This window comes from Kutzneria sp. NPDC051319 (assembly GCF_040682195.1).
GTDB lineage: Bacteria > Actinomycetota > Actinomycetes > Mycobacteriales > Pseudonocardiaceae > Kutzneria.
On sequence record NZ_JBFBAM010000034.1, the window covers coordinates 34,849 to 49,018 of the forward strand.

8 protein-coding genes are annotated in these 14,170 nt (G+C 69.3%); 4 read left to right on the top strand and 4 right to left on the bottom strand.

Annotated features, from left to right (window positions below; genetic code table 11):
* Window positions 1–70: 70 nt before the first annotated feature.
* A complete protein-coding gene (locus AB0M73_RS28795; protein ID WP_363896713.1) occupies window positions 71–1,354 on the top strand; it encodes an alkaline phosphatase family protein in 1,284 nt (427 codons plus the stop codon).
* A gap of 6 nt (window positions 1,355–1,360) precedes the next feature.
* Here AB0M73_RS28795 and AB0M73_RS28800 read toward each other — a convergent pair whose 3' ends face one another.
* A complete protein-coding gene (locus AB0M73_RS28800) occupies window positions 1,361–2,269 on the bottom strand; it encodes a class I SAM-dependent methyltransferase (RefSeq protein WP_363896716.1) in 909 nt (302 codons plus the stop codon).
* Window positions 2,270–2,339: 70 nt separating this feature from the next.
* Entirely contained in the window at window positions 2,340–3,230 is an 891-nt protein-coding gene (locus tag AB0M73_RS28805; RefSeq protein ID WP_363896719.1) for a patatin-like phospholipase family protein, read from the bottom strand.
* 208 nt (window positions 3,231–3,438) lie between these two features.
* On the opposite strand from AB0M73_RS28805, the gene AB0M73_RS28810 reads away from it, so the two are divergent.
* Window positions 3,439–7,440 carry a discoidin domain-containing protein gene (locus AB0M73_RS28810; RefSeq protein ID WP_363896722.1) on the top strand — a complete coding sequence of 1,334 codons (4,002 nt, stop codon included), beginning with the start codon at window positions 3,439–3,441 and terminating at the stop codon, window positions 7,438–7,440.
* 163 nt (window positions 7,441–7,603) lie between these two features.
* The gene (locus AB0M73_RS28815; protein ID WP_363896725.1) at window positions 7,604–8,644 is read left to right on the top strand and encodes a hypothetical protein; all 1,041 of its coding nucleotides are present in this window, start codon (window positions 7,604–7,606) and stop codon (window positions 8,642–8,644) included.
* Window position 8,645: 1 nt separating this feature from the next.
* Here the strand turns inward: AB0M73_RS28815 and AB0M73_RS28820 are convergent, their stop codons facing one another.
* A complete protein-coding gene (locus tag AB0M73_RS28820; RefSeq protein ID WP_363896728.1) occupies window positions 8,646–8,846 on the bottom strand; it encodes a hypothetical protein in 201 nt (66 codons plus the stop codon).
* Window positions 8,847–9,015: 169 nt separating this feature from the next.
* Between AB0M73_RS28820 and AB0M73_RS28825 the strand changes: the two genes are divergently transcribed.
* Window positions 9,016–9,819 carry a lysozyme gene (locus AB0M73_RS28825; RefSeq protein WP_363896731.1) on the top strand — a complete coding sequence of 268 codons (804 nt, stop codon included), beginning with the start codon at window positions 9,016–9,018 and terminating at the stop codon, window positions 9,817–9,819.
* 57 nt (window positions 9,820–9,876) lie between these two features.
* Here AB0M73_RS28825 and AB0M73_RS28830 read toward each other — a convergent pair whose 3' ends face one another.
* Window positions 9,877–13,917, bottom strand: coding sequence for a carboxypeptidase regulatory-like domain-containing protein (locus AB0M73_RS28830; protein ID WP_363896734.1), 4,041 nt, complete (start codon window positions 13,915–13,917; stop codon window positions 9,877–9,879).
* Window positions 13,918–14,170: the final 253 nt, after the last annotated feature.

A 14,170-nucleotide genomic window follows, 5' to 3' on the forward strand; every position in this document is an offset into this window, starting at 1 on the left:
AACAACAGGCGGTTCCCAGCCGACCCGTGACCTGCCTACCGTTCCCGGGAGTCGACCCGAGGAGCTCTCGATGTCCCGATTCTCCCCGCTCGTCCTGATCGCGGCACTTGTCGCCGCGGGGCTGTCCCTGCCGGGCACCGCTCAGGCCGCTTCCTGTTCCACGGCAAAGCTTCCCTTACCTGACGCCGCCTGCACGCCGGGCGCGACCAATCCCGACGTCACGCCGTCGACCATCGACAAGACCATCTGCGTCTCCGGCTGGACCGCCACCGTGCGGCCGCCGACCTCGTACACCAACGCCTTGAAGAAGCAGGGCATCAGCGACTACGGCTACAGCGACACGAACATGTCGGACTACGAGGAGGACCACCTCATCCCCCTCGAACTCGGCGGCGCGCCACGGGATCCGCACAACCTGTGGCCCGAGCCGCACGCCGGCGCGAAGAACGCCTACAGCAAGGACGCCGTCGAGAACCGGCTGAAGAAGGCCGTCTGCGACGGCGAGGTCGCGCTGGCGCCCGCGCAGAAGGCGGTCGCCGCCAACTGGATGACCGCCGAGTCCGTGCTGGGCATCACCTCCGCCTTCGCCCCCGCGGCCGCCGTGCCCCGCCCGGACCACATCCTGGTCGTGATCGACGAGAACCACGCCCAGGGTGAGATCGTCGGCAACGCGAACGCGCCGTACATCACGGGTTTGTCCAAGAGCGGCGCGAACTTCACCAACTCGCACGCCATCTCGCACCCGAGCCAGCCCAACTACCTGGCGCTGTTCTCCGGCAGCATGCAGGGCGTCACCAGCGACACCTGCCCGAAGAAGGCCTTCACCACCGCCGACCTCGGCGGCCAGGCCCTCGCCGCCGGCATCGGCTTCGCCGGCTACTCCGAGAGCATGCCCAGCGACGGCTACACCGGCTGCACGTCCGGCACCTACGCCCGCAAGCACAACCCGTGGGTCGACTTCGCCGACGTGCCCGCGTCGTCCAACCTGCGCTTCACCGGCTTCCCCACCGACTACACGAAGTTGCCGGCGGTGTCGTTCGTGGTGCCCAACCTCCAGGACGACATGCACGACGGAACGGTCAAACAGGGCGACACCTGGCTCAAGCAGCACCTCGACGGCTACATCCAGTGGGCCAAGACCCACAACAGCGTCTTCGTGCTGACGTTCGACGAGGACGACAACACCACCGCCAACATCATCCCCACGATCATCACCGGCGCCGGCGTGAAGACCGGCAACTTCGGGGAGAACATCAACCACTACAGCGTCCTGCGCACCATCGAGGACGCCTACGGCCTCCCCCACGCCGGCGCGGCCGCCAACGCCACCCCCATCACCGACATCTGGGGCTGAGCCCGCTCATCCGAGGACGCCGCTGACGTAGCGCAGATCGCCCATGCGCAGGTCGTCGTCCACCAGCGGTGGAAGTCCGTTGGCGGCGAGCAGGTGCTGGACGCTGGCCCCGGTCAGCGTCCAGCCCAGGCCGGCCAGGTAGGGCTCGGCCTCGTTGCGTTCGCCGAAGTAGCGCAGCTTCGCCATATCGGTGTCGAAGCTCTGCTCCCGCCACTGCGCGGAGATGGCGTTCAGGCGGGCGCGGGTCTTCTCCTCGTCGCCCGGACGCGGGTTGGACCGGTTCTCGGTGGCCACCCGGCTGCCCGGCGCGCTGAGCTCGGTGATGGTGTCCAGCAAGCGGTCCTGTGCCTCGGGCGGCAGGTAGCTCAGCAGGCCTTCGGCGCTCCACGCGGTCGGCCGGGCCGGGTCGAAACCGACAGCGCGCAGGGCACCCGGCCAGTCGTCACGCAGATCGACCGCGGCCACCCGGCGGTCGGCGGTGGGGGCGGCGCCCAGCTCGGCCAGCGTGCGGGTCTTGAACTCGACCACCGGCGGCTGGTCGACCTCGTACACGACGGTCCCGGCCGGCCAGGCCAGTCGGTACGCGCGGGAATCCAGCCCCGAGGCCAGGATCACGGCCTGCGTGACGCCCGCGGCCGCCGCGTCGAGAAAGAACTCGTCGTAGAAGCGGCCCCGGATCTTGGCCATGTCGGTCCACACCGTGCCGACCAGCTCGCCGGGCGACTCCTCGCCGCCGGCCAGCCGGGTCAGGAGGTCGACGCCGACGGCCCGGACCAGCGGTTCCGCGAAGGGATCCTTGAACGGCGACCCGTCATCGCGGCTCGCGACCGCCCGGGCCGCCGCGGCCATGGTCGCCGTCGCGCCGACGCTGGACGCCAGATCCCAGGTGTCACCGTCATGCCTGCTGGAAGTCACGCCATGACTATGCCACCGAGTGGATCACCCGCGAGCGGTCGGACGACCACGTCGTGGATGTCGACGGTGATCACCCGGAGTCGATCGACGTGGATTCGACGGCGCCGGCGGGCCCGCCGTAGAGGCCGGGGCCGATGATCTCCAGCCCGGCCAGGAATTCCGTCGACGCCTGGTAGGACGACTCGATCAGGTCGGCGGTGTGCCCGAAGTCCAGCGGCGTGACGGCCTGGACCGGGGCGCCGGGTAGATACACCACCGGCACCGCCGCGGCGGCAAGATCCGCCTCCAGCACTGCCTGGTTGCGCATGCCCAGCGTCGCCCAGAACAACAGGGTCTCGGCCAGCGTGCCGGGCACCTCCGGCAGGTGCCCGGGGAACGTGCAATCCAGCACCACCAACGACTTCGCGCCCATCGCGAGCGCCTGCCGGATCGGCACGTTGGCCAGCACGCCGCCGTCGTAGAGCACCCGGTCCTCGCGGCGCACCGGCGGATAGATGCCCGGGATCGCCGCCGAGGCGACGATGGCCGGCACGAGCTCGCCGGAGGTCATGAGCACCGGCAGACCGGTCACGGCGTCGACCGCGACGGCCCCGAACGGCAGCGTCAACTCGGCGAAGTCCTTGGCGCCCTTGAGGCCTTCGGTCAGCACGTCGACCAGCCCGGTGTTGGGGAACAGGTACGTCCGCTCGCGGCGCAGCGTGCGCAGCTGGGCCAGCGGGCCGCCGGGGAACACGCGGGCCCGGGTCATGCCGGCCCACATCTCGGTCAGCCGGTCGGCGGCGTGCTCGGGGTCCAGCGCCACCAGCGAGCCGTTCACCGAGCCGACGGACGTGCCGGTGACCAGGTCGGGGGCGATGCCGCGGTCCGCGAGCGCCCGCAGCATGCCGACCTGGATCGCGCCGAGACTGCCGCCGCCGCCGAGCACGAACCCGACCGGGGCGGGCAACAGGATCCGATCCACCGCCGCATCGTGCCAGTTCACCCGCCCGGCCGCCGGGAGCACCCGCGCCCGGCCCCAACTGGCCGTTGACGGAGTCGACACCGGTCTGTAACAGTGTGAACCCTGTCACGCAAAAACTTAACAGACTGCCGTTAATTCCTGGCATCAGCTCGGAAGAACCGGCCTTCTCGCCATCACCCCTGCCGCCGGACGAGAGGTAGACCACCCGATGCGCGCACCCCGACCTGCGCCGAGACTGGCAGCCGCGCTGCTCGGTCTCGCCCTGCTCGCGATGGGAGGGCCGGCGCTCGCCGCGAGCGCGCCGACCACCGCCTCAGGCACCGCCGCGACGTCCCCGACCGTCACGGCGAGCAGCGCCACCACCGGTCAGGCGGCCAGCAAGATCGCCGACGCCGACCGCAACTCCTACTGGCAGAGCTCCGGCGCCGCGTTCCCGCAGTGGGCGCAGGTCGACCTGGGCAGGATCACCCGCATCGGCGGCGTGGTCATGAAGGTCCCGGCCGGCTGGAGCAGCCGCACCGAGACCCTCGCCGTGCAGGGCAGCGACGACGGCCAGGGCTACAGCACCCTCGTCGGCGCCAAGCCGTACAAGTTCGACCCGCAGTCCGACAACACGGTCCGGGTCGATTTCGGCACCCAGCTCTCACGTTTCGTCCGCGTCGAGATCACCGGCAACTCCGCCGGCTCACAGGCCCAGCTGTCCGACCTCGAGGTCGTGCCGGCCGCGGTCGACGCCACCAACCTGGCCACCGGCAAGGCGATGACCGCCAGCGGCTCCGTGCAGAACTACACGCCCGGCAACACCAACGACGGCAACCAGGGCAGCTACTGGGAAAGCACCAACAACGCCTTCCCGCAGTGGCTGCAGGTCGACCTCGGGGCCTCGGTCAGCAGCACGCAGATCGTGCTCAAGCTGCCGACCTCCGGCTGGGGCGCCCGCACCGAGACGCTGGCCGTGCAGGGCAGCACCGACGGCGCCAACTTCTCGCAGATCGTCGCGTCCGCCGGCTACACCTTCGACCCGGCGTCCAACAACACCGTGACGATCAACTACACCCCGGTCACCACCCGGTACCTGCGGCTGAACATCACCGGCAACACCGGCTGGCCGGCCGGCCAGATCTCGGAGTTCGAGGTGTACGGCCCGGCGGGCGGCGACACGCAGCCGCCGACCGCGCCCACCGGGCTCGCGTACACGCAGCCGGCGTCCGGGCAGATCAAGCTCACCTGGAACGCCTCGACCGACAACACGGCCGTCACCGGCTATGACGTCTACGCCAACAACTCGTTGCGTACCAGCGTTTCCGGCACCACGCTGACCTACACCGACAGCCAGCCGGACACCGCGACCGTCACCTACTTCGTGCGGGCGCACGATGCCGCCGGCAACCAGTCGGGTAACAGCAACAGCGTTACCCGCACCGGGACCGGCACCGGCGACCCGGGCACCAACCTGGCCGTCGGCAAGCCGATCACCGCCTCGTCGACGACGCTGAACTTCGTGGCCACCAACGCCAACGACAACGACACCACCACGTACTGGGAAGGCGCGGGCGGCACCTACCCGCAGACCCTGACCACCCAGCTCGGGTCCAATGCGGACACCAGTTCCGTGGTGGTGAAGCTGAATCCGGCCAGCATCTGGGGTCCGCGCACGCAGACCATCGAGGTGCTGGGCCGCGAGCAGAGCGCCAGCGGCTTCACCAGCCTGGTGGCGGCTCGCTCGTACTCGTTCGACCCGGCTTCCGGCAACTCCGTCAGCATCCCGGTGTCCGCGCGCGTCGCCGACGTGCAGCTGAAGTTCACGGCGAACTCCGGCGCGGGCGGCGGCCAGGCGGCCGAGTTCCAGGTGTTCGGCGTGCCCGCGCCCAACCCGGACCTGACGATCACCGGCTCGGCGTGGACGCCCGCGTCTCCGGTGGAGACCGACTCGATCACCGCCAGCGCGACCGTGAAGAACGTCGGCCCGCTGGCCGCCGGGGCCACGGACGTCAACTTCTACCTCGGCACCACCAAGGTCGGCACCGCGCAGGTCGGTGCGCTGGCCGCGGGCGCGTCCAGCACCGTGTCGGCGTCCATCGGCACCCGCGACGCCGGGTCGTACCAGCTGACGGCCAAGGTCGACGAGTCCAACAAGGTCGTGGAGCAGAACGACAACAACAACTCCTACACCAATCCCACCGCGCTCGTGGTGACGCCGGTGCAGAGCAGTGACCTGGTGGCCACCACGAACTGGACGCCGAGCAACCCGTCCACGGGCAACCCGGTGCAGTTCTCGGTGACCTTGAAGAACCAGGGCACGGTCGCATCGGCCGGCGGCGCGCACGGCATCACCGTCAAGGTCGCCAACGCCTCCAGCGGATCCACCGTGGCCACCCTGACCGGCTCGTTCAGCGGCGTGATCAACGCCGGCGCGACGGCCAGCCCGGTGAGCGTGGGCAGTTGGACGGCGGCCAACGGCAACTACACCGTGACCACCACGGTGGCCAACGACGCCAACGAGTTGCCGGTGAAGCAGGCCAACAACACCAGCACCAGCAACCTGTTCGTCGGTCGCGGCGCCAACATGCCGTACGACTCGTACGAGGCGGAAAGCGGCGTGCTCGGCGGTGGCGCGGCGGTGCTGAGTCCTAATCGGACGATCGGCGACCTCGCCGGCGAGGCGTCCGGCCGGCAGGCCGTCACGCTGAACTCCACCGGCTCCTCGGTCGAGTTCACCACCCGCGAGGCCACCAACACCCTCGTCACCCGCTTCTCCATCCCCGACGGCACGACGTCCACTTTGGACATCTACGTCGACGGCACCCTGCTCAAGCCGATCAGCCTGACCTCGCAGTACGCGTGGCTGTACGGCGCGGAGGCGGGGCCGGGCAACGACCCCGGCGCCGGCGCGCCGCGACACATCTACGACGAGGCCAACGTCCTGCTCGGCACCACCGTGCCGGCCGGGCACAAGATCCGGCTGCAGAAGGACGCGTCGAACTCCGGCACCTTCGCGATCGACTTCATCAACCTGGAACTGGCCACCGCACAGGCGAACCCCGACCCGGCGCACTACGCCGTGCCGGCCGGCTTCACCCAGCAGGACGTGCAGGCCGCGTTCGACACCGCGCGGCAGAGCACCACGCTGACCGGCGTCTACCTGCCGGCCGGGGACTACTCGATCAGCTCCAAGCTGACGCTCTACGGCAAGGCCGTCACCGTCGTCGGCGCCGGCCCCTGGTACACCCGGTTCAACTCGCCGAGCGGCCAGACCAACACCGACGTCGGCATCGACATCCAGAGCAGCGCCAACGGGTCCAAGGTGTCCGGCCTCGCCTTCTTCGGCAACTGGAACAGCCGGCAGGACGGCCCGGGCAAGGTGTTCAACATGACCAACGTCAGCAACGTGACGCTGGACAACATCTGGATCGAGCACCAGATGTGCCTGTTCTGGGGCCAGAACGTCCAGAACATCACCATCTCCAACTCCCGGATCCGCGACACCTTCGCCGACGGCGTCAACATGACCAACGGCAGTTCCAACAACCACATCGTCAACGACGAGGCCCGGTCCACCGGCGACGACAGCTTCGCCATGTTCGCCGCCACCGACGCCGGCGGCGGCAACGAGACCGGCAACGTGTTCGAGAACCTCTCGGCCGTGCTCACCTGGCGGGCCGCCGGCTTCGCCGTCTACGGCGGTGAGGACAACACGTTCCGCAACCTCTACGTGGCCGACATGCTGACCTACGCCGGCATCACCGTGAGTTCGCTGAACTTCGGCTATCCGATGAAGGACTTCGGCCCCGACCCGACCACCATCCAGAACGTCTCCATAGTCCGGGCCGGCGGCCACTTCTGGGGCGCGCAGACCTTCCCCGGCATCTGGATGTTCTCCGCCAACCAGAAATACCAGGGCATCCGGATCAGCGACGTCGACATCGTCAGCCCCACCTACAGCGGCATCATGTTCCAGACCGACTACGTCGGCGGATCGCCGCTGCAACCCATCACCGACACCGTGCTGACCAACGTCTCCATCAGCGGCGCCCAGCAGTCCGGTGACGCCTTCAACGCCAAGTCCGGCTTCGGCATCTGGGCCAACGAGCTCCCCGAAGCCGGCCAGGGCCCCGCGGTGGGATCGGTGACCTTCACCAACCTCAAGCTGTCCAACAACTTCATCGACATCAAGAACACCACCAGCACCTTCACCATAACCCGCAACTAACCCACCCCGGCGAGTCCCGCTCTCCGGCACACCGAAACACGTTTTCAGGCAGGCCCCCGGCGCCCCCAGGCCCCGGGGGCCTGCCCATACGGGCGGGTTGGGTGTCGATCTTTCACGTAGAGTCGGCGGGCGGGTGCGATCACCGACGGCGAAGGGGGCGCGGGTGGAGGGATTTGACCCGGCGCGAAAAGCGAGGCTGGCGGCCTACAGCGGGGTGTCGACGGCGCTGGCGCTGTGCAGTGACCAGCAGCTGCGGGAGATGGTGGACGCGGCGGAGCCGCTGGGGGCGGGCGTCGGGGGGCCGACGGCGCTGCTGGAGGTCGACGGCACGCCGGTGTTCGTGAAGCGGGTGCGGCTGACGGAGTTGGAGAGGGAGCCGGAGAACCGCCGGTCGACGGCGAACCTGTTCCAGCTGCCGGATTTCTGCCACTACGGGGTGGGGCTCGTCGGCAGCACGGGGTTCGGGGCCTGGCGGGAGCTGGCGGTTCAGGTCATGACGACGAACTGGGTGCTCGCGCGGGAGTACGAAGGCTTCCCGATGATGTACCACTGGCGAGTGCTGACACACCCCGAACAGGAGCTGCCGGAAGAGCTGGCCGACGTGGACCGGGTGGTCGCCCACTGGGGAGGCGCGCCGGAGGTGCGGAGCCGGACCGAGGCGGTACGGGACTCGACGGCGAGCATCGCGCTGTTCCTGGAGCACATCCCGCACAACCTGCACAACTGGCTGGACGAGCAGGTGAATACCGAAGCGGTGGAGCAGGCCTGCGCGATGGTGGAGAAGGAGCTCGAGGCGGGCATCGAATTCATGAACAGCCAAGGGCTGCTGCACTTCGACGCCCACTTCCAGAACATCCTGACCGACGGCGAGCGGCTGTACTTCGCGGACTACGGACTGGCCATCTCGTCACGGTTCGATCTGGCGAAGGACGAGGCGGACTTCGTCGCCGAGCACCAGAGCTACGACCGGAGCTACGCCGCCACACATCTGGTGATGTGGCTCATCGTCGCCCTGTACGGCTACCGGGGAGACGACTTCACGGCGTGCATGCGGGCGTGCGCCGAAGGAAACCCGCCGGAAAACACCCCGTCAGGGATCAAGGCCATCCTCACCCGGCACGCGCCGGTGGCCGTGGCGATGACGGACTTCTACCGGCGGTTCCGTCAGGACGCCAGCCGGGCCCGGTATCCCGAGGACCTCTGACTCACGGCTGTTCCTTGGGCGGGCGGCCGCGGCGCGGGATGCCGCCCACGCCGGACGGCATGCGGCCGGCGTCGACGAGGGCCTTGCGGAGCAGGAACTCGATCTGGGCGTTGGTGCTGCGCAGCTCGTCGGCGGCCCAGCGGGCCAGCGCGTCGTGGACGGCGGGATCCAGCCTGAGCAGCACGCCCTTGCGCTCGGCCACGACACCCCCTCTGCTGACGAGTGATACTCCCACTCTAGCATGTAGATATCACCTTCCCCGAAAGGTGACTAATTCACCGAAACTCTGGTCCTGCGGTTGCTGATCGGCCACCATGCGATCAACGCGGCCGCACACCCCTGCCGGCCGCGCCGGACCTGGGGAGTCGCACATGCGCACCAGTCGAATCGCCGGCGTGTTGGCCGGCCTGCTACTCGTCACCACGGCCGCCACAGCGGTCACCGCGAACGCGGCCACGGACCCCGACGACCCGGCCATGCACTGGGCGGGCTCGCAGGTGGCCAAGCACGAGGGCGGGGACGGCGGCGGCTTCGCCCCGCTGGCCGGCCTGCCCGGCCTGGACGTCAGCCACTACCAGGGCAACGTGGACTGGGCGTCGGTGGCGTCCAAGGGCGCGAAGTTCGCCTACGTCAAGGCCACCGAAGGCACCACCTACACCGACCCGACCTTCGCCCACCAGTACAACGGCAGCTACGGCGCGGGCCTGATCCGCGGCGCCTACCACTTCGCCCGCCCGAACACGTCCACCGGCGCGGCCCAGGCCGACTACTTCGTCGCGCACGGCGGCGGCTGGTCCAAGGACGGCAAGACCCTGCCGCCCATGCTGGACATCGAGTACGCCCCCAGCGGCGACCAGTGCTACGGCCTGTCCCAGGCCTCGATGCGCAGCTGGATCACCTCGTTCAACAACGAGTTGCACGCCAAGACCACCCGCTGGGCGACGATCTACACGACCACCGACTGGTGGACGAAGTGCACCGGCAACTGGAGCGGGCTGAGCCAGACCAACCCGCTGTTCATCGCCCGCTACAGCAGCAGCCCGGGAACCCTGCCCGCCGGCTGGGGCACCTGGACGTTCTGGCAGTTCGCCGACAGCGGCACCTTCCCCGGCGACCAGGACCAGTTCAACGGCTCGGCGACGCGCCTGGTGGCACTGGCCAACAACACCCCGTGACACAGGGGAAGGCCCCCGCTCACCGAAAGCGAAGCGGGGGCCTTCCTCACGGAAACATCAGCAGGACACCGGTTTCAGGGCGAAGTCGGCCGTGACCGACTTACCCTTGGTGATCTTCACCTGCCGGGTCTGCGGCTGCCAGCCGTCCCGCGCGACGATCAACGTCAGCGGGTTGTTCCGGTTGTCCAGCCACAGCACATAATTCCCGTTGGCGTCGGTCTTCAGCGTGTACGACGCCGCCCAGGTGTCGATCTGCACGGTGGCGCCGGTGATCGGCGACGTCCCGCCCTTGCACGCCGCCGAGGTCACCGTGCCGGTGATCTTGCCCCAGGTCGAGGGCGGTTTCACCGTGAAGGTGACCGGAATCGCCGCGACCGGGTGCGGCACGACGGCGGCCACCTCAAGCGACGCCGTGTAGGCACCGGGCTGAGTCAGCGACGCGGCGTCCAGCTTCACGGTGAAGCTGGCCGACTTGCCGGGCGCGATCGTCACGGGATCCGTTGGCGTGACGGACATCCACGGGATCGACACGTACTCGCCGCACTGGTCGTAGCCGGGCAGCAACTGGTCCTGCGTGGTCGGGCTGAAGCCGCCGGCCGAACCGCCGACCCGGTAGAACCCGCAGGCGCTGCCGCCACGGAACAGCGTGGCATTGGCGTTGGGCAACGGGTTCCACGCGTTGGTGGACGGATCGTAGGCGTAGCCGGCATTGGTGAGGCTGCCGTCCTGGATACCGCCCGACACCAGCAACTGTCCATTCGCGACGGTGCTGGAGGCCGCGAACACCGACACCGGCAGGCCGGCGATGGGTGACCACGTTCCGGTCTTCACGTTCAGCCCGAAGCCGGCGCCGACGTAGTCCAGGCCCCTCGCGCCGCCGGCGCAGTACAGCGTGCCGGCGATGATGCCGCAGTTGGTCCAGCTCAACGCCATCGGCAGCGACGGGCCGGCCGACCAGGTGTCGGTGGCCGGGTCGTAGACCTGCACGTCCTTGACACCACAGGAGTCCTGGAGGCAGCCGCCGATGACGTAGACCTTGCCGCCGACGACCGCGCTGCCCATGGCCGAGTACGCCTTGGGCATCGGGGCGCCGGTGGTCCACGTGTTGGTGGCGGTGTCGTAGATCTCCAGGTCGCCGTTGGGCGGCCCGGAGACACCCCAGCCGCCGGCCAGGTAGACCTTGGTCCCGATGGCGACGGCGAACGGGTTCTCGCGCGCCTCCTTGAGGTCCGCGATCGGCGACCACGACTGGGCGCCCTGGTCGTAGACGTAGTTCTTGGTGGTCAGGTCGGTGCCGTTCAGACCCGTGAACGAGTAGATCTTGCCGTTCACGGCGACGGCCGCGTTGTCCATGATCTTCGTCGGGTAGTCGGCCACGGCCGACCAGGACGCGGCGGACGGCGAGGTGTCCCTGGGCGCGGCGGTCAAGGCCTTGCCCAGCAAAGGACCGGTGCTGAAGTCGCCCTTGACCTTCTGCAACGGCGCGGAGACCTGCGCCGCCGGCGTGTAGCCGCCGGGACGAGGGTCGAGGCGGACGTCGGCCGGCGCGGAGCCGGTGTTGGTCACCTTGACCGTGGCGGTCGAATTTCCTTGCCAGGCAACGCTCTTGCTGATGGCCGTGGTGTTCACGGTCAGCCGGGCCGAGTCGAGCGAGAAGTCCTGCGGCGTCACGCTGTCCGGCGTGATGGTGGCGGACTTCGCGGCGGTGACGTAGTTGGTCGCCGCCGCGCTGATCGGGTGCGTCCCGGTCTGCGTGGAGAAGAACCAGTACTCGCCGTCGACGCCGGTGGTGGTCTTGTCGGCCGCGGCGTCGACGCTGGTCACGGTGGCTCCGGACAGGGGGACGTCAGCCACCTTGTCGGTGACGTGGCCGGTGACGATGCCGCCGGGCGTCAGCGTGCAGGCGTGGTCGCCGACGAAGACGTCGTCGACCTCCCACCAGAAGCCGAAGTTCCGCTCGACGTAGTGGAAGCGCACCTGGACCGCGGACCTGCCGACTGCCGCCGGCAGTGGCAGCACCTGCCTGCCCGCCGCGTCCTGGGTGTTCTGCCGCCACACCGGCGTCCAGGTCGCGCCGTCGTCCACTGTGTACTCGACGGAGGCGTTCATGCTGTCGGCGTACGCCTCGAAGTCGGTGCCGAACGTCAGCGTCGGGTTCGTGGCCCCGCTGAGGTCGTACACCGGGCTGGTCAGCGTGGTGTCCTGGTCGCCACCGTCGAGATTGCTCTCGGCGATGGCGAAGTTGCCGCTGCCGCCGGTGGCGTTGGTGCGGCCACCCGGGTTGTCGAAGGACCACGGCCGGCTGCCGGGCACGTCGTTGCGCACCGTCCAACCGTCCGGTGTGGACGATCCGTCGAACGGCTCCGTCCGGCCGCTGAACTTGTTGCCGTAGCCCGGGGCGCCGCAGGTCACCGGGTCGACCTTGATCCCGACGTCGTGCCCGACGGCCGCCTTGCCGACCTGGACCTGTTGGGAATTCTGGAGATATCCCGGATAGGCCGGGTCGACCTGCACGGTGTAGGCGGCACCCTGCGGCACCGACAGCACGTAGCGGCCGTTGACCGGGTCGGTGTGCACGGCCGTCGTCGGCTGCCCGGCCACCTGGACCTGCGCCGCGAGCGGCCAACCGTGGCCGGAGCCGTCCCGCACGACGCCGGAGATCGTGGTGGTCGGGATGACCGTGAGCGTGAAGTCCTCCGTCACGGTCTGGCCGTCGCCGACCGCGACCCCGTCGACAGAGGCGGCCTGGTAGCCGAACTTGCTGGCCGTGGCGCTGTAGACGCCGGCCGGCACATCCAACGTGAAGTGCCCGGCGGAGTCGCTGTTGGCCGCCAGGTCGCCGACCTTGACCTGCGCCCCGGGCAGGGCCTTGCCGGTGCTGTCGGTGACCGTTCCTGTGACGGAACCCGTTGCGCCGGCAGTGAAGGCGGCGATGCCGTTGGGCGAGCCGAGGCCGGTCGGGCCGTCGTAGCCCGCGCCGCCCTGGCACAGGTAGGCCGGCGTGCACTGGCCGTTGGCGCCGCCCGAGACGTCGTTCAACGCCCGAGAATCCTTGTACGGGAAGGTGTTCGGGTACGAGCCTTCACGTGGCGCGCCGGCGAGGGCGTACACGCCGGCGATGATCGGCGAGGACACGCTGGTGCCGCCCATGACCACCCAGCCACCCTGCACGTACACCGCGACCGGCGTGTTCAGGTCGGCGACCGCGGAGACGTCGGCGACGGTTCGGTTGGCGCAGCCGGAATCCTGCTGGAAGGCCGGCTTCGCCTCGTACGCCGAGCAGCCGCTGCCGGCGCGGTTCCACGCCGACTCGGTCCAGCCACGGGTGCTGCCGTCACGCTGCAAAGAGGTGCCGCCGACCGCCGTGACGTGCGGCGACGAGGCCGGGAACTCCACGCCGTAGCCGTAGTCGCCCGAGCTGACCGTCATCACGACGCCCGGGTGGTCGTAGTAGGCGCTGTCGATCTCCAGCTCCGACGGGTCCTCGTCGGCGCCGTAGCTGTTGGAGACGAACTTCGCGCCCAGGGCCACGGCCTGGTTGACCGCCGCGCCCATGTTCGGCACCTGCGGGTCGTCGGCCTCGATCAGGATGATGTGGCACTTGGGGCAGACCGCGGACACCATGTCCAGGTCCAGGGCTTCCTCGTGCTGCCAGGACGAGTTCGGGGCCGGGTAGTCCGTGCCGCCGCGCTGGTCGACGCGCCGGAAGCAGCCGTTGGCCGTGGTGCAGGCGGGCAGTCCGTACTGCTGGCGGTAGATCGCCAGCTCCTCTTCGGCGTTCGGGTAGTCGTAGGCGTCCACGATGGCCACGGTCTGGCCGTCGCCGGCCGTCCCCGACGGCAGGTTGTAAGCGCTTCCCAGGTCGCTCGGGCCGTAGCCGGCCGGGGCCGCGTTCGCGTGCACTCCCGCCGCGCCCTTGACATCGGTGCGCTGGAGGGCGAAGCAGGTGACCTCGCCCGGTCTCGGCTTCTGCGGACAGACGTGCTCGGCGGCGTGCGGCGTCGGCGGGGCCGGCGCCGCGGCCGCCGCGGCGACCGGCGTCAGCGCGGCCGCAACGGCTGTCGCCACCACCGCGAGCAGCGTTCGTAGTGCGGGCAACTGTGTGTCCTTTCGCTGGCGTGGCGGCCAACGATCGGATCTTCGCACTCTGCCGTTGCGGAAACCGGACAGGATGCGGACGGCTTCTCGCAATTTTTTGATACTTGACAGAAAAAGCCGCCGAACGGGCTAGGCCCGGCTGCTACGTGAGTGGCTTAGGTACGCCAGGACGCGAAATGAGCCACTCACGTGCGGCCCAAGCTTCCACGTGAGTGGCTTAGGTGCGCCAGGACGCGAAATGAGCCACTCACGT